The 15,306-nt window shown below is 72.6% G+C and carries 18 protein-coding genes; 17 read left to right on the forward strand and 1 reads right to left on the reverse strand.

Features of this window, described 5'->3' with window-relative positions; all coding sequences use genetic code 11:
- Positions 1-190 precede the first annotated feature (190 nt).
- The 10 genes from ACWFNE_RS01710 (at position 191) to ACWFNE_RS01755 (ending at position 8,851) form a co-directional block, all read left to right on the forward strand.
- Entirely contained in the window at positions 191-796 is a 606-nt protein-coding gene (locus ACWFNE_RS01710; protein WP_452120727.1) for a type IV toxin-antitoxin system AbiEi family antitoxin domain-containing protein, read from the forward strand.
- Positions 793-927 (forward strand): hypothetical protein, encoded by a 135-nt coding sequence (locus tag ACWFNE_RS01715; RefSeq protein ID WP_452120728.1) that lies wholly within the window; start codon positions 793-795, stop codon positions 925-927. Before ACWFNE_RS01710 ends, ACWFNE_RS01715 begins: the two co-directional genes overlap by 4 nt.
- Before the next feature lie 36 nt (positions 928-963).
- The gene (locus ACWFNE_RS01720; protein WP_452120729.1) at positions 964-1,188 is read left to right on the forward strand and encodes a hypothetical protein; all 225 of its coding nucleotides are present in this window, start codon (positions 964-966) and stop codon (positions 1,186-1,188) included.
- Positions 1,189-1,482: 294 nt separating this feature from the next.
- Positions 1,483-2,592: a suppressor of fused domain protein gene (locus tag ACWFNE_RS01725; RefSeq protein WP_452120730.1), complete on the forward strand. Its 1,110-nt coding sequence runs from the start codon at positions 1,483-1,485 to the stop codon at positions 2,590-2,592.
- A gap of 104 nt (positions 2,593-2,696) precedes the next feature.
- Complete coding sequence (locus tag ACWFNE_RS01730) at positions 2,697-3,470, forward strand: hypothetical protein (RefSeq protein ID WP_452120731.1); 774 nt, start codon at positions 2,697-2,699, stop codon at positions 3,468-3,470.
- Positions 3,471-3,660: 190 nt separating this feature from the next.
- Positions 3,661-3,969: a hypothetical protein gene (locus ACWFNE_RS01735; protein WP_452120732.1), complete on the forward strand. Its 309-nt coding sequence runs from the start codon at positions 3,661-3,663 to the stop codon at positions 3,967-3,969.
- A 1,828-nt stretch (positions 3,970-5,797) separates the two neighbouring features.
- Entirely contained in the window at positions 5,798-6,340 is a 543-nt protein-coding gene (locus ACWFNE_RS01740; protein WP_452120733.1) for a hypothetical protein, read from the forward strand.
- Positions 6,341-7,135: 795 nt separating this feature from the next.
- Positions 7,136-7,906, forward strand: a complete 771-nt coding sequence (locus tag ACWFNE_RS01745; RefSeq protein ID WP_452120734.1) for a MerR family transcriptional regulator — start codon at positions 7,136-7,138, stop codon at positions 7,904-7,906.
- 77 nt (positions 7,907-7,983) lie between these two features.
- Complete coding sequence (locus ACWFNE_RS01750; RefSeq protein ID WP_452120735.1) at positions 7,984-8,325, forward strand: hypothetical protein; 342 nt, start codon at positions 7,984-7,986, stop codon at positions 8,323-8,325.
- 193 nt (positions 8,326-8,518) lie between these two features.
- Positions 8,519-8,851 carry a YnfA family protein gene (locus ACWFNE_RS01755; RefSeq protein ID WP_452120736.1) on the forward strand — a complete coding sequence of 111 codons (333 nt, stop codon included), beginning with the start codon at positions 8,519-8,521 and terminating at the stop codon, positions 8,849-8,851.
- 141 nt (positions 8,852-8,992) lie between these two features.
- On the opposite strand, the gene ACWFNE_RS01760 is transcribed toward ACWFNE_RS01755, so the two are convergent.
- On the reverse strand, positions 8,993-9,646 hold the full coding sequence (locus ACWFNE_RS01760) for a TetR/AcrR family transcriptional regulator (RefSeq protein WP_452120737.1): 654 nt from the start codon (positions 9,644-9,646) through the stop codon (positions 8,993-8,995).
- 77 nt (positions 9,647-9,723) lie between these two features.
- On the opposite strand from ACWFNE_RS01760, the gene ACWFNE_RS01765 reads away from it, so the two are divergent.
- The 7 genes from ACWFNE_RS01765 to ACWFNE_RS01795 all read left to right on the forward strand — a co-directional run bounded on the left by ACWFNE_RS01765 (position 9,724) and on the right by ACWFNE_RS01795 (position 15,220).
- Positions 9,724-10,302 (forward strand): nuclear transport factor 2 family protein, encoded by a 579-nt coding sequence (locus ACWFNE_RS01765; RefSeq protein ID WP_452120738.1) that lies wholly within the window; start codon positions 9,724-9,726, stop codon positions 10,300-10,302.
- A 38-nt stretch (positions 10,303-10,340) separates the two neighbouring features.
- Complete coding sequence (locus ACWFNE_RS01770; RefSeq protein ID WP_452120739.1) at positions 10,341-10,811, forward strand: SRPBCC family protein; 471 nt, start codon at positions 10,341-10,343, stop codon at positions 10,809-10,811.
- A gap of 247 nt (positions 10,812-11,058) precedes the next feature.
- Positions 11,059-11,355, forward strand: a complete 297-nt coding sequence (locus ACWFNE_RS01775; protein ID WP_452120740.1) for a hypothetical protein — start codon at positions 11,059-11,061, stop codon at positions 11,353-11,355.
- A gap of 111 nt (positions 11,356-11,466) precedes the next feature.
- On the forward strand, positions 11,467-11,886 hold the full coding sequence (locus ACWFNE_RS01780; RefSeq protein WP_452120741.1) for a hypothetical protein: 420 nt from the start codon (positions 11,467-11,469) through the stop codon (positions 11,884-11,886).
- Between the two features lie 93 nt (positions 11,887-11,979).
- The gene (locus ACWFNE_RS01785) at positions 11,980-12,261 is read left to right on the forward strand and encodes a metal-sensitive transcriptional regulator (RefSeq protein WP_452120742.1); all 282 of its coding nucleotides are present in this window, start codon (positions 11,980-11,982) and stop codon (positions 12,259-12,261) included.
- Positions 12,262-12,290: 29 nt separating this feature from the next.
- The gene (locus tag ACWFNE_RS01790) at positions 12,291-12,530 is read left to right on the forward strand and encodes a heavy-metal-associated domain-containing protein (protein WP_452120743.1); all 240 of its coding nucleotides are present in this window, start codon (positions 12,291-12,293) and stop codon (positions 12,528-12,530) included.
- 74 nt (positions 12,531-12,604) lie between these two features.
- Positions 12,605-15,220: a heavy metal translocating P-type ATPase gene (locus tag ACWFNE_RS01795; RefSeq protein ID WP_452121126.1), complete on the forward strand. Its 2,616-nt coding sequence runs from the start codon at positions 12,605-12,607 to the stop codon at positions 15,218-15,220.
- The last annotated feature ends 86 nt before the right edge of the window (positions 15,221-15,306 follow it).

The raw sequence follows: 15,306 nt of genomic DNA on the forward strand, positions 1-15,306 counted from the left end.
TCATCATCCCGGCGCCCGAGTGCATGCACTCAAACGATCGTTTGGGTACATGGCCGCAAGCTTCTTGAGGAGGTCGCCTTGGCGTCCTGTACGGCTCGACGGTGCTTCGTTCACGGCCGAAGTGGCTCCCTGCACCACACGGCTGGCCACGGTTAACGCATGCAGGTACGTTTACGTGTGAACGCAAACCGTGAGCAAGGAGGTGCGCAGGGTGAAGACACTCCCTGACCTGCCCACCCACCCGTTCACGCCAGCGGACGCTGCTGCTGCTGGAGTGACCGAGTGGATCTTGCGGCAGCGAGTCCGCGACGGCGAGATCATGCGCGTCGGCCGTGGCCTGTATCAGCGCACCGACACCGAGCCGGTGGACCTCGACCTCGTGCAGGCCGTGCAGCGCGCGCCGCGCGCGACTTTGTGCCTCACGAGCGCGCTCGCACATCACGAACTCGTCGACACGATCCCGCGCACCATCGACCTTGCGCTCCCCCGCGGGTCCCGGCGACCGGCCCTCGACCGACCCATCACCTGGCACTTGTTCGACGTGGACACCTTCGACCTCGGCCGTGAGGACACACCGATCCACGGCACCCCGTACCGCATCGGCGTGTACAGCGCGGAGCGCTCCATCGTCGACGCCTTCCGCCTTCGTGACCTCGTCGGGTATGAGGCGGGCGTTGAAGCGCTCCGCACGTGGCTTCGCCGGCGCGGGTCGAACCCAGCGAAGCTGCTCGCGATAGCCCGAGAGCTTCCCCGCGCGCAGGCGCCTCTGCGCAACGCGCTGGTTCACCTCGCATGACCGGGCCGGTCGACCCGCTCACGCTGCGTCCGACGCAGGTCCTCGCCCGCCTTCTGCAGCTCTCCCGCGCGACGAGGCGGCCGGCGCAGGAGGTCTACACCCTGTACGTCCTCGAGCGGGCGTTGGACTGACTTAGTCGCACGACGTACGGACAGAGCCTGCCGATCGTGGAACGGGATCTGCCAGAGTCGTTCGTCGGGCTCGCCGAGGACGAGCAGGACCGACGGATCGACCTGGCCTTGTCGGTCGTCTGGCGCTGGGCCACAGCGGAGGGCGCCGACCACATGCGGGTCGAGGTCGTGCCGAGCGACGCCGACCTTGCTCGGCAGGCCGGCCTGGAGGCGACCGGTAGCACGGTCTGTGCTTCGTCGGTCCGTTCAGCGTGGCGGTAGGCATCGAACTCTTGGCGGCGAACCCCGAGCGGGTGTGGGTGTGGGCCGGAAACCGGCCCCTGGTGTTCGTGTACGAGACCTGGGACACGGTCGTCGTCCAGCTCCCCGAAGAGCAGGTCGAACGGTTCTCAACCCAGTTCGCAGCCGCCCTCTCGTAAGCACTCGAACTGCCGAGCCATCCGGCTGCCGCAGCGCAGCCCGCCATCGTTTGAGTGCACCCTCGCTCGTGGCAGGGGACTGCTTCACCTCGTGGCGGCGCTCCGCAGGCCTCGGGCTCAGGGGATGCTGGGGCGCGTGACTGTTGAAGGTGGCGCCCCGGGCGTCGACGCTGCGCTGCGGGCGGTGTACGGGCAGAAGCAGCCGGATGTCCGCTGGGTGACGGAGCACCGCTGGCACGACGGGGGCCCCGATCCGTTGGACGAGGTCCTCGTCTACACCCGGACCGAACCCGTGCCGCACTGGCACTACGTCGCCGTCGGCCTGACCTCGACCGCCGTCGGCCCCCCAGACGCTCGCCATGTCCTCGACGATCCCGAGGACGGTCGCGGTTGGACTTTCGAGCTCACCGCCCGCCTGGCCCGCACCGACAGCCCCGAGCACGAGCACCCCCCGGTGTTCATGGCGAACCTGCTGCAGAACCTCACGCGCTACGTCGTGGAGACGTTCACCCCGTTCGGGCCCGGCCACACCATGGACCTGTACGGCCCGATCCAGCAGGGCTCGAGCACACCCGTCGGGCACGTGCTGTTCATGGAGGACCCCGAGCTCGGGCGCGGCCCTCGCGGGGACACCCGAGAGGCCGGCGCGGACGCGATCGACTTCCTGCAGGTGGTCGGCCTGACCGCCGACGAGGCTGCCGCGAAGAAGACCTGGACCGACACCGGTTTCGCTGCGCTCTACGAGCAGTACTACCCGCTCCTGGTGACCCGGCTCGACCGGGACTCGATCCTCACCGACCCGCGCGCGCTCGCCGCGGTCGAGGCCGGCCGTGCCACAGACGGGTCCTCCCTCGGAGGACTGGTCGTCGAGCAGCTCACCGTCACCCAGGCCGGCCGCCTCGCACGGTTCCGACGGCGAGCACCCCTGACCGTCACCCTCGGCGCCAACGTGGTGGACACCCTGCGCGCCACGCTCCCCCTGCGCATCGGCGCCGGAGACGACTTCTCCCTCGAGAGCGAGCACGCCCGCGTGACGTTCACACCCCAGGCGCACGGGGACCCGCACGAGCACGAGCCCGGCCACTGGGTCATCGGCCTGACCCCTCAACAGGCCCACGCCGTAGCCGCGCAGCTACTCCCCCGAGCCGGTACCTACCGGGCGGCCGAGCTGCCCACTGTCGACTTCCTCGTCGAGCGCACCACCGTCCGCGACCACGACGACACCCCGCTCCGCACCATCGGCTGAGCGTTACATGCACCTGAACCCTCGTTTACGTACACGTCCCTGCGCGGGGCGGCGGACCGAGACCGCCGGCCCGGCGAGGTGGCGTGACGACGCGGAGGTAGCAGGTGCTGGACATCGACTGGGAAGAGCCCGCGTCGCAGGCGTGTCCCGACTGCGGCGGCCGGCGTCAGCTGGTCACTGGCCAGGTGTTCAACGACGGGACGAGCTCCGCTGCGTTCCTCGCCTTCCTCTACAACCATGAGAGCGGCCGAGAGGTGTACCTCGACCTCATCATCGGCACCTGGGAAGACAACGGCGCCCCCTCGACACGGCTCACCTTCTCCACCCGCACCGGCCCGACGGAGGGTGGCGTCATCGGCTCCACCCTGCTCGACGGGCGCGCCAACTCACCGGACTACGGCATCGTTGGCAAGAAGGTCTCCCGCGATGAGGGGCTGAACCACCCGCTGCTGCCCATCGTCCGGCGCTGCAACGACACCGTCCTTGCACAGATTCCGGCCGTCGCCCAGCACCTCACCGGGCCACACACGCATGAGTCGCGGCGGCGTCGCTGGCCCTGGCACAGGGCCCAGATCTGCCCGTCCCACCTCCACGCCCCGGGGTACGTCTACCCAAACGATCGTCGCAGTTCGCGCGCTGACCCACTCGGCGTCTGTGACGGCCGTCAGACGCGTTGGTCTGCTGAGCTCGCCGGTCGTCCGCGCGGAACCCTCTTTCGCAGGCGAACGACGAGGTACTCCTTCGCGTGTGCGTTCGTCTGGAAGGTGTCGGCGAGGCGACGTGCCTCGTCCTCGGAGATGAAGGGCGTCGCCTGCGACTCCCATCCCCAGCGCTCCAGCGGCCGGCCGCGGCTGTCTCGCTGCTCGGGATCGCGGTAGTAGTAGGCGCCGGAGCCGTCGGCCAAGCGCACGACGATGCCCCACTCCGCGATCTGCTCTGCTCGGCGCGCGGGCTTGCGCTTCTCCCTCGGCACTACGCTTCCCTTCTCGTGCGGAGACAAGATCGAAACACCCCTCGGCCGTCCTGTCCTCGCCTTCCCCTCGTTCCGCTGCGGCGGGAGGCCGCGTCGTGACGGCAGACGACGGGCGTTCGCGCGCGACCGTGAAGCGGCGCATGCGCGAGCTGAGCCGACGGCTCGACCAGTGGGATCCGATCGGTGTCTACCGATACGAGGACGGGCCACCGCCAGGCGAGTATGACCATCTCGTCGCACCGACCTTCAGCCGGCTTCGCAACGGCGCTACCGCCGAGGCGATCGCGGCCGCGCTGGCACACGAGCTCGTCGACCACTTCGGGCTACAGCCATCAGCCCGACCCCTCGCCTTCGCCGAAGAACTGCGCCGGTGGTGGGACAGCGAGACGCACGCCGACCACTGACGCCTCCGTACATGTACTCAAGCCTTCGTTTGAGTACATGCTGCTGCCGACGATGGACACGTGCGGCATCAGCCAGCCGTGGCCGGCATCGGTACGCGAGACGTCGTCGCGATGGGTCGCTCTACGTGAACGACGCCGGACGGCTGGACGTGCCGGTCCGGTTGCTCGACGGCGTCCTCAACGCGATGTCCCGTCCCGGATGGTCCGCCGCCCCCGCCCAGCGGTACGCCTACGCAGACGGCCTGCGGTTCAAGCTGCGCTGGGCGCCGCCTGCTCGGGACCGACGATGCGGCCATCTGGCGCTCAGGGCCCGAACGTGAGCACCTCGAGGCCGCCGGCGCGCTGCTGATCGCTCCCGACGAGCGACGCGGCCTGCAACCCGCCGACATCGCCACCATCCGCACGTGGCTCGAACCACCGCCCACCCGCGAAACGTGATCTGACGCTGCGAGTACGTGGACACAACCGTTCGTCCAGGTACGCGCACAGCCGAGCCCATCAGCCCGGTGGACTCTCCGACGATCTGCGACGCGCTGGTCCGGCTCAGCTCGCCGGCCGCCGCCCAGGCCGGCGAGGCCCTGGCACAGCGCCAAGACGCCCGAGTGATCCCGGTCGCGCTCGACAAGCTCTCCCACGACGACGTCGCGGACCTGTGGGTACGGAGCGCCGCTCGCACCTTGGCCCGACCGTGCGTTCCTGCCCGTGCTGCTCCGCCGGCGCGACACCGGATGGCCCGACCGACCCGACGGACCCGGCCTCACCATCGAGCGCGAGCAACAGCTCGCCGTCCTCGACGACGCCATCACCGCCGCACGGACGGCGTGACCGGGACGCACGGCCTCCCCTTCCGCCACGCCGGGGCGACGTGCATGTGCTCGAACGTTCGTCTGAGTGCACCCGTCGGGCGTCCGTGCGGTGGATGCGCGCAGCGCACGGTCATGCCGCTGCGCGGTCCACCGGAACGCGGGGCCGCCGGCGCTTCCGTGCGCGTGGTGCCGGGTCTACGGTCCAGACATGGTTCACGACGATCGCCCTCGGTTTCGTAGCCGAGCCGTCGCGGTCCTTCGCTCGGAGGCTCTGGTCTGGGCCGTGGTTCTCGGATGCCTGTCGGCGCTTGCCGCCGCCTCCGGGGCGCTGAGCGACTGAGGCGAGAGGGACCCGGACCTGTCACGTGCTCCGGGCGCACTTCGACGCGCGCTCATGCTGCTGCGGTCGACCCGGAGGGCGCACGCACATGACCGGAAGCGTCTGCGTGGGGACGGCGTCTGGCGCTCGTCCAGGTGATGGCCGGACGTGCGGGCTGGCCGCTAGTGTCGCTCGGGGGTACCGACACGGGGGACGCTGTTGGCGGGCTTCGCCGAGGTGTGCGGGTTGCTCTGGGGAATGGCATCGTGCGGAAGCCCCGATGGGGATGGTCGTATGCCTGACGAGATGACTCCACCTGCCGGAGTGCTCGACGCGATGGCAGAGGACTGGCGGCGATCGCTGCCTGCTCGCGAGGACGGCGCGAACTCCGGGTCGCCGAAGGTGTCGACGTGACCCCGCACACCATCCGATGGGCTGGCCCGAACGAGCTGCCCGAGGAGTGGGGCGACTGCGCCTGGCACGAGGTGGCGCGGTAGGGCATCGAACCGTCCAGACACCCAAGACCATGGCTCGCGCCGCAGCCGACGTCGCGCTCCCCAGGTGTGCGTGGACGATCGTTCGAGCACGTGTCCGGGTCCGACGATGCGGTCTCATCGGGAAGGGACGTGGCGCCCGTCCCCGTGGACTACGTTCTCGGGGTGCGCCGAAGTTGGATCGGTCAGATCTCCCCTGGTGAGCTGGCGTGAGCCGGGTCGCCGCGGAGAGCTACGTGCGGGTCGACGGCGAGTTCCGCCCGATCCGTGAGGCCGGGCGTCATGACAACAGCTGTCTCTACGTGCCGGGTGCGATCAGCCTGATTGTGGACGGGGTCGAGCTGCTGGGCGTGAAGCTGTGGGACGACGTGAACCTGTTGTGGCCGTTCGTCGTGCAAGCGCTCGATGAGTGCCGGCGGTCAGGTTCAGGACAGAGAGCGTTCCCTGACCAGCCGATCCATGTGAGCGCGGAGACGCTGCAGCGAGGGGGCGATGTCTTGGTGAGGATCACGACGCCGGACAGAACGATCGACCGGAGTGCCGTCGTGCCGGCAGACGAGCTCTACGCCGTGGTCGCCCGCGCGGGCATCCAGTTCTTCGAGGAGCTGCGACGGTTGTGCGGCCCGAGGCGTTATCCGTCCCAGGAGGAGGCAGCGCTCCGACGATGGCTCGCCGAGCTGGACCTGCCGCCCCACCCCGACGGAGCCCCGAGCGCGACACCGGGCGACGAAGCGTTGCCATGGTGGGCCTGAACGGCCTTCGGCCACGATGGACCGGTGCCACGCGCGCAGTGTGGGCGCGGATCACGTCCGGCATTGTTTCGCCGGCCACACGGAGTGCTCACCCTCTCTCCTGGGCGACTACGCGGTCTCCGGGCGGACGGTGCATCGGTGACCTGCTCGGACGCGTGCGCAGGTGGGAGCGCACTGCGGCCCCTGGTCGGCCAGAGGGTCGAATCGGCGACCGTGCGCGGGGGCGGCTTCCGCATCCTCTTCGAGGATCGGTCGGTCGTCGACGTCCTCGACTCCTCCACCGAGACGAGCCATCAGCTTCAGCTCGGGACACTCCTGACTCTCGTCTGACCCGGCCACCGGACCGCCCGACCCGGCCAGCCGTCACCCTGCGACACGTACGCACACGAGCGTTCGAGAGCACCCTCGCGCTGCGGACGAGCGCGCCAGGCGCGTTCACGAGGGAGCTCGACGCGATCGCACCCGGTCCTCGTCGACAGACCCGGGGCCGAGTGGCTGAGCAGCGCGGCGGCGCGCGCTGCTCACGCACGGCCGCGGCCCCGTCTACCGCTCGAGAGCTTGTGGCTGCTCGCCCGGGACACCGACGCGGCGTGCGGGAGGCAGTGATCTTCGACGCCGAGGTGCCGACAGCGGGGCTCGAGGGGAGCGCGGACGTCGGCTGGGCGAGAAGGCCGGGACCGCGCCGCGACGCTCACCAGCACGGCCGCGGCGGGTTCTCCGCGCAGGAGAGGATTAGCGCACCTTCGACGGCTGGGTCTTGACCTTCGACTCGGGTCGAAGGTTTACGGTCGTGGCATGAGCTACCGGATAGCGGAGGCGGCGCAGCTCGTCGGGGTACCGGCGACGACGCTGCGCTACTACGAGGACATCGGCCTGATCGAGCAGCCGGCGCGGGGCGCGAACGGGTACCGGTCCTACGACGAGGCGGACCTGGCGCGGCTGCGGTTCATCACGGCGACGAAGAACCTCGGGATCCCGCTCGCGGACGTCACCGAGCTGGTCAAGGCGTTCGACGTGGAGGACTGCTCGACCGTCGCGCACCAGGTCGTGGAGATGGTCGCTGTCCGGCTGGCCGAGACCCAGACCCGCATCGGGGAGCTCGTGGCGCTGGCCGCCCAGCTCCAGGGCGTGTCGGCACGGCTCTCCGACGCCCCCGCGTCAGGCCCCTGCGGGGACGGGTGCCCGTGCGCGACCGCGGCGCCCGCGCCGCTGGCCGACCGGCGCACGTTCGTCCCCCTCACCCGCGGCCCGGTCGTCGCCGCGTCGGCCGCCCCGGCGATCGCGTGCTCGCTCGACGCCGGGTCCGTCCCCCACCGGATCGGGGACTGGCAGGCACTGCTGGCGCGAGCGGTGCGCCGTGAGCCGATCGACGGCGGTGTGGCGCTGACGTTCGTCGCCCTGCCGGAGCTGGCCGCCGAGGCCGCTCGGCTGGCTGCCGCGGAGCAGGACTGCTGCACGTTCTTCACGTTCACCCTCCGCCTGACGACCGGCCACCTCCGCCTGGAGGTCCAGGCACCCGAGGATGCCGCGGACGCCCTCGCGGCCATGTTCGGCACCGCGTCCTGAACCCCTGCTCGACCCGCGGCCGGTACCGAGCGGTTCCGGCCGTGGTCCCTCTGCCCCGCACACCACCAAGGAGAACCATGAGCACCCCGTCCGTCCGCGACCTCACGATCACGAAGGCCCCCGCCGGGCTCCTGGCCGGAGACGCGCACTCCGCCGCGTCGGACGGCGCACCGCCGAAGCGCAGCAGGGTCACGGCCGGACTCGCGGCGCTGGCCTGCGTCGCCTGCTGCACGCTGCCTCCGGTCCTGATCGCAGCCGGGGTCCTCACCGGTGCGGCCGGTGCCCTGGCCGAGAGCGTCCTGCTCGCCGTGTCCGGCGTGCTGCTGGTCGCCGCTGCCGCGATGTGGTGGCTGCACCGGCGCCGGGCCGCCGCAGCGACCGCGTGCGACGTCGACTGCGGCTGCGGCGGCGGCTGCTGACCGACCGCACGCGCACCGTCGTCGTGCACTGCTCGGGGCCGGGCTGCCGGCGCTCGACGGCGGCCGCCAGGGCCTTGACCCGCGCCGGGTGCACCGACGTGCGGGTCTACCCCGGGGCAAGGCCGACGGTCCGCCGCGGGCCTGCCGACGGAGCGTGCCGCGGTCGCGAGCTGACCCGGGCGAGACTGCACCCATGACACCGCTCCGGTCCCTGGTCCTGTTCGCCGTGGCCGCCCTCGCCGAGATCGGCGGGGCGTGGCTGGTCTGGCAGGGCGTGCGCGAGCACCGCGGCGCGCTGTGGGTCGGCGCCGGGGTCCTCGCCCTCGGCGCGTACGGGTTCGTCGCGACGCTGCAGCCGGACGCGAACTTCGGGCGCATCCTCGCCGCGTACGGCGGGGTCTTCGTCGCCGGCTCGCTCGCCTGGGGCATGGTCGTCGACAGGTTCCAGCCCGACCGCTGGGACGTCACCGGCGCCGCCATCTGCCTGCTCGGCGTCGCGGTCATCATGTACGCCCCACGCACCTAGGAACGCGGTCCACGCGCTGGTGGCGCGCGGTCAGCCGGCCCCGCCGACGGGCGTACGGGCTGCCGCGTCACCAGGCTCCGCGGTGGTGGAGCAGGGCTCCGGACACGGCGCCGCCCGGACACGTCGGCCGGCGAGGTCGCCTCAGGTGAGCCGGGCGAGCCGGTCGACGAGGCGGTCGACCAGGTCGTCGGGCCAGGGGAAGTGCGGGGCGGCGGGCTGGAGCTCGGCCAGACCGTGCAGGGCTGTCCAGAGCGCGACGGCGTCGCCGAAGGGATCGGTGCTGGCGGAGCGGCCCGCGGTGGCGCAGTCGCCGATCACGGCGACGAGGATCCCCAGCGCCTCGGCCCCGACGAGCGAGGTGTGCTCGTCAGCGACATCAGGGGACTGCGGTGCGGCAGGGCGGGGTGTCCACGTCCCGCTGAACATGGCGCGGTAGCGCCTCGGCCACCGGGCGGCGAAGTCGACGTACGCGCGGCTGACCGCGCGCAGCCGGTCGACCGGGTCGGGTGCGGCTCCGGCGGCAGAGCCGACGTGACGCTCGAGCGCGGCGAAGGCGTCCTCGACCACGGCCAGCACGATGTCCTCGCGCGTGGGGAAGTGCGCGTAGATCGAGGGCGCGGCGATGCCGACCTCCCGGGCGACCGCGCGCAGGGTGACGGCCTGCTCCGTGCCGTGCTCCTCGAGCAGCGTCGCGGCGGCCTCCAGGATCTCGCGGCGCAGCTGCGCCCCGTGGCCGCGCGGGCTGCGAGCCCTGCGCCTCGTGCTGGTCGGCGGGTCCTCGCGCTCCGTACTCACACCCGTCACTTTACATGCGTAAGCACATCTGCAATGCTTACGGTCGTAAGTTTACGAGCGAAAACCTTGGAGGACCCGTGCTCACGTCCGACCCCCGCACCAGCACCGCCCACCGCACCGGACCGCGGCGCCACCGACGCGCCCTCCTGGCGGCGACGGCCTCCGCCGTGATCGTCCTCGCCGGCTGCACCGCGCCGGACGTCGACGGCCCCGGCACGAGCCCGAGCTCCTCGGCGCCGTCCGGACCGGCGGCGACCGCGCCGGTCGAGGAGCTCGTCGAGCAGTGGGCCGACGCGTGGACCAGCGGCGACGCCGACGCCATGGCCGCCCTCTTCACGCCCTCGGGCACCTACGACGACGTCGCGTTCCAGGCCTCGTTCACCGGACCGGAGGGGGTTGCCACCTGGGTCGGGATGACGCACGAGGCGATCGCCGACGCCGGCGTCGACGTGGAGGAGATCGTCGAGACCCCCGATCGCGCGGTGGTGCGCTGGTCGTTCAGCGGGCACTTCGTCGGAGCGCCCACGCCGTTCTCCGTCCCGGTCCTCACCCTGATCGAGATCAGCGACAGCAAGATCTCCGCCGTGACCGACTACTACAACCGCGCCGACGTCCTCGCCCAGTCCGGCCTGCCCGCGGACATGGTCTTCGAGTGACCCGCAGCACCCACGTCCCCACCGAGATCGGAACGCGCATGACACACATCGACACCCCTCCCAGCACGGTCGACGAGACGGCCCCCGTCGTCGTCCGGCGCGAGGCTCGCATCGAGGCCCCGATCGACCTGGTGTGGCGCCTGCACACCGACGTGGCCGGCTGGCCGGCATGGCAGACCGACATCGCCACCGCGCAGCTCGACGGCCCGCTGGTGCCCGGCGCGACGTTCCGCTGGACCACCCACGGGCTCGACATCGCCTCGACCGTCTACGCGGTCGACGCACCTCGGCGCATCCTGTGGGGCGGGCCTGCACAGGGCATCACCGGCGTCCACGAGTGGACCTTCACGGCCGACGGGGACGCGACGATCGTGCGGACCGCGGAGTCCTGGGAGGGCGAGCCGGTCCGCGCCGATCCCGACGCCCTGCGCACGGCGCTCGAGGCGTCCCTCGGCTCCTGGCTCGACTCCCTGCGCACGACGGCCGAGGCCGCCACGCGTGCGACGTAGGGCACGCCGCCGTCGGTTCGCTCAGGCCCCCTGCCCCGACCTCACTCGCCCTGACCCATGTCTCGTCCCGTCCGCGCACGACCTGCGGGGCGGACACGGTAGGTCGACCTGCTCGCCCCTGAACAGATGCGTCGCCCGGCCGCGGCCGGGCCGGAGAGGAACCACCATGCCCGTCGCCCGCCGGAGCGCTGCTCCCCGCACCGAGTCCGCGTCCGAGAAGACCGAGCCTGCCCGAGGGACGAGGGCGGTGATCGTGTCCGCCTGGGCGGTCGCCCTCCTCGTCCCCGGAGGGTTCGCGATGCTCGCCGTCGTCCCGGTCGTCACCCTGACGGTCAGGACCCTCCGTGACGCCCGGCTCCGGGCGCTGCGCTGGTGGGCCGTCGCCGTCGCGGCGGCCTACGCGAGCGGCCTCGCGGCCTGGGCCGTCAGGCCCGACCGAGCGGCGAGCCTGTCCAAGGACCTCCACCCGGTGCACGCGGCCGCGATCGTCGCCGCCTCCCTCGCGTTCGCCTTCCGATACCACCTCCTGCGACGCCGCGGCTGAGGCGCGACCCGGGCCGCTCTTGTCCCGTAACTCCGTACGGCGTACGGTTTCGAGCTCGAGGTCGAGGTCGAACGCTCCCCCGCGTTCGCCGGACGGCGAAGGGATCGCACCATGGACGTGACTGCGGGCTACGAGGCCGACGCGCAGCAGAAGAAGGAGATCGCCGCCTGGTTCACGGAGTACGACACCCTCGTCGCCGAGGGCGACGTGGAGGCCATGGCCGACCGCGCACTCTTCCCGCTCAACGAGGTGACCGACGACGAGCATGGCCATGGCCTGGTGTCCGCGACCGGCCGGGACCGCTTCGTGGCGCAGATGCGCGAAGAGGGCGTCGGGGCGGGCGAGGTCGAGATGCGCTCGGTCCGCACCCCGTTCTTCCTGAGCCCGGCGCTGGTGTTCGTGGTCACCGACGCGGTCTTCGGGTCGGGCGACGAGGCCACGACCATGCGCTACGGCGACCTGCTCGTCCGCACCGCCGAGGGGTGGCGCTTCCAGACGATGGTCGCGGGCGGCTGGGCGGGCGAGATCTGAGGACGGGTCGACCGGGACCTTGGACCCGGTCCAGGAATACCCCCAGGGGGTACCGTGTTGGGGAGGACGACGGTACCGACCAGGGGAGCGCTCATGCACGGCTACACCGGCGACAAGGACGACTACCTCAAGCGGCTGCGGCGCATCGAGGGCCAGGTCCGCGGCATCGCCCGCATGGTCGACGAGGACGTGTACTGCATCGACGTCCTCACGCAGGTCGCCGCCGTGACCAAGGCGCTCCAGGCCGTGAGCATCGGGCTCGTCGAGGACCACCTCGCGCACTGCGTCGTCGACGCGGCACGCCAGTCCCCCGAGGAGGGCGCCGCGAAGGTCAAGGAGGCCGCGGACGCCATCGCCCGCCTCGTCCGCAGCTGACACCCCCCACCCCCGAGAGGACCCCTCCCATGAGCCAGACCACCACCACCACCTTCTCCGTCGACGGCATGACGTGCGGCAACTGCGTGCGCCACGTGAGCGAGGAGCTGCAGACCATCCCCGGGGTGCGGGACGTGACGGTCGACCTGCACGCCGGGGCGTCGTCACCCGTGACGGTCGTGCACGACGCGCCGCTGACCGACGACGCCGTGCGTGCGGCCGTCGAGGAGGCCGGCTACGCGGTGACCCCGAGGAGGTCGCTGCTGTGAGCGCGCCCAGCACCGCACGCCCCGAGCCGGCCCGTGACCTGCCCGTCGCGACCGTCGACCTCGCGGTCGAGGGCATGACCTGTGCGTCGTGCGTCGCGCGCGTCGAGAAGCGCCTCGGGCGGCTGCCCGGGGTCACCGCGACCGTCAACCTGCCGCTGGAGTCGGCGCACGTCGAGATCCGCGTGGCCGGCGACGGCACCGCGGCTGACGAGGCCGCGCTGGTCGAGGCCGTGCGCAAGGCCGGGTACGACGCACGGGTCACCGGGCGGCGCCCGGGCCGCACGAGCGAGCGGCCCGCGACCGCGGCACCGGTGACGGCGACCTCCGCGACCGACCGGCACGCGCCGGACGCCTCGGGCGCCCTCGGCAACTCCGCCGAGCGCACCGCCGCCGTCGCGCACGACGCCCTCACCGCCAACGACGCCGTCCCGCCGGCCGAGACCGTCCCCGCGCCCGCGCACCACGGCGACCACGCCGCGGCGCACGGCGGCGGCACCCACGCCATGGACCCGTTCGAGCACGCCCTCTCCGGGCACTCGATGGGCGAGGGCCACGACATGGACCCCGGCGCCGACATGTCCGCGCCGACGCCCGACCGCGGCGCCGACCTGCGGCACCGGCTCCTCGTGTCCGCCGTCCTGTCGCTCCCGGTCCTCGTGCTCTCGATGGTCCCCGCGACGCAGTTCCGCGGCTGGCAGTGGATCGTGGCCGCGCTCGCGCTGCCCGTCGTCACGTGGGCCGCGTGGCCGTTCCACCGGGCCGCCGCGAAGGCCGCACGGCACGGCGCGTCGACGATGGACACGCTCGTGTCCATCGGCATCGTCGCGGCGACCGGCTGGTCGCTGTGGGCGCTGCTGCTCGGCGGCGCGGGGACGCTCGGCATGCGCATGGAGCCGGCGCTCTTCCCGGCCGACGCGGCCGGGATGGGCATGGCGATGCCCGAGCTGTACTTCGAGGTCGCGGCGATCGTCACGACGTTCCTGCTCGCGGGCCGGTACGCCGAGCACCGCTCGCGCCGCCGCGCCGGGGACGCGCTGCGCGCGCTGCTCGACCTCGGCGCCAAGGACGTGGCGCTCCTCGTGACCGGCTCCGACGGCCGGCGCACCGAGCAGCGCGTGCCGGTCGACCGGCTTCAGCCCGGCGACGAGTTCGCCGTGCGGCCCGGCGAGAAGGTCGCGACCGACGGCGTGGTGGTCTCGGGGACGAGCGCGGTCGACGCCTCGCTCCTCACCGGTGAGCCCGTGCCGGTCGACGTCGGCCCCGGGGACGCCGTGACCGGCGCGACCGTCAACACGTCCGGGCACCTCGTGGTGCGCGCGACGCGGGTCGGCGAGGAGACGCAGCTCGCGCAGATCGGCCGGCTCGTCGCCGCCGCGCAGACCGGCAAGGCGCCCGTGCAGCGGCTCGCCGACCGGATCTCCGCGGTGTTCGTGCCGATCGTGCTCGTGCTCGCCGTCGCGACGTTCGCCGGGTGGGTCGTCACCGGCGGCGGCGTGCAGGCCGCGTTCACCGCCGCGGTCGCGGTCCTGATCATCGCGTGCCCGTGCGCGCTCGGGCTCGCGACACCGACGGCGCTGCTGGTCGGCACCGGGCGCGGCGCGCAGCTCGGCGTGCTCATCAAGGGCCCGCAGATCCTCGAGGAGACCCGCCGCGTCGACACCGTCGTCCTCGACAAGACCGGCACGATCACGCAGGGCCGCATGCGGCTCGTCGACGTGGTGCCCGCCGAGGGCACGACCGCCGCGGACGTGCTGCGGTACGCGGGTGCGGTCGAGGGGATGTCGGAGCACCCGATCGCCCGGGCGATCGCGGACGCGGCCGGCGAGGCAGCGACCACCGCCGCGGCAACCTCGCGGACCACGGCGGCGTCCACCGGCTCGACGCAGGTCGGCGCCGACGGCGTCGAGATCGGCGCCGACGAGGTCCGGGAGTTCCGTAACGAGCCGGGACGCGGCGTCGCGGGCGTCGTCCGGACCGCCCACTCGGGGCTCGGGCTCGCGCGGCGGGTGCTCGTCGGTCGCCCGGCGTGGCTCGAGGAGCAGGGCGTGCGCACCGAGGCCCTCGCGGAGCGGTTCGCCGCGTTCGAGACGGACGGCGCGACGGCGGTCATGGCCGCGTGGGACGGCTCGGCGCGCGGGGTGCTCGTGCTCCGCGACCCGGTCAAGGACACGTCCGCCGACGCGGTCGCCCAGCTCCGGGCGCTCGGGCTGCGGCCCGTGCTGCTCACCGGCGACAACGCGGGTGCGGCCCGTGCCGTCGCCCGCACGGTCGGCGTCCCCGAGGGGGACGTGGTCGCCGAGGTGCTGCCGGCCGACAAGGTCTCCGTGGTGCAGCGGCTCCAGGCCGAGGGCCGGCGGGTCGCGATGGTCGGCGACGGCGTGAACGACGCCGCCGCGCTCGCCGCGGCCGACCTCGGCCTCGCGATGGGCACGGGCACCGACGTCGCCATCGAGGCGGCGGACGTGACCCTCGTGCGCGGCGACCTCCGGTCCGCGGCGCAGGCGATCCGGCTCTCGCGCCGGACCCTGCGCGTCATCCAGCAGAACCTGTTCTGGGCGTTCGCGTACAACGTCGCGGCGATCCCGCTCGCCGCGTCCGGGCTGCTCAACCCGATGATCGCGGGCGCGGCGATGGCACTCTCGTCGGTCCTCGTCGTCGGCAACTCGTTGCGGCTGCGCACCTTCGCCTGAGCGTCACCGTCCCGGCCCCGTCGTGCTCCCGCGCGGCGGGGCCGGGCCGTGTCGTGGACCGCCCGCCGCGCGCTCCACCCGGGTGA

It is taken from the genome of Cellulomonas sp. NPDC055163 (assembly GCF_053607065.1).

Bases quoted from the DNA above. Each gene is read 5' to 3' on its own strand.
- ACWFNE_RS01715 (WP_452120728.1), top strand. From the start codon at position 793: ATGACCGGGCCGGTCGACCCGCTCACGCTGCGTCCGACGCAGGTCCTC.
- ACWFNE_RS01745 (WP_452120734.1), top strand. From the start codon at position 7,136: ATGAGCTACCGGATAGCGGAGGCGGCGCAGCTCGTCGGGGTACCGGCG.
- ACWFNE_RS01750 (WP_452120735.1), top strand. From the start codon at position 7,984: ATGAGCACCCCGTCCGTCCGCGACCTCACGATCACGAAGGCCCCCGCC.
- ACWFNE_RS01755 (WP_452120736.1), top strand. From the start codon at position 8,519: ATGACACCGCTCCGGTCCCTGGTCCTGTTCGCCGTGGCCGCCCTCGCC.
- ACWFNE_RS01770 (WP_452120739.1), top strand. From the start codon at position 10,341: ATGACACACATCGACACCCCTCCCAGCACGGTCGACGAGACGGCCCCC.
- ACWFNE_RS01780 (WP_452120741.1), top strand. From the start codon at position 11,467: ATGGACGTGACTGCGGGCTACGAGGCCGACGCGCAGCAGAAGAAGGAG.
- ACWFNE_RS01785 (WP_452120742.1), top strand. From the start codon at position 11,980: ATGCACGGCTACACCGGCGACAAGGACGACTACCTCAAGCGGCTGCGG.
- ACWFNE_RS01790 (WP_452120743.1), top strand. From the start codon at position 12,291: ATGAGCCAGACCACCACCACCACCTTCTCCGTCGACGGCATGACGTGC.
- ACWFNE_RS01795 (WP_452121126.1), top strand. From the start codon at position 12,605: ATGACCTGTGCGTCGTGCGTCGCGCGCGTCGAGAAGCGCCTCGGGCGG.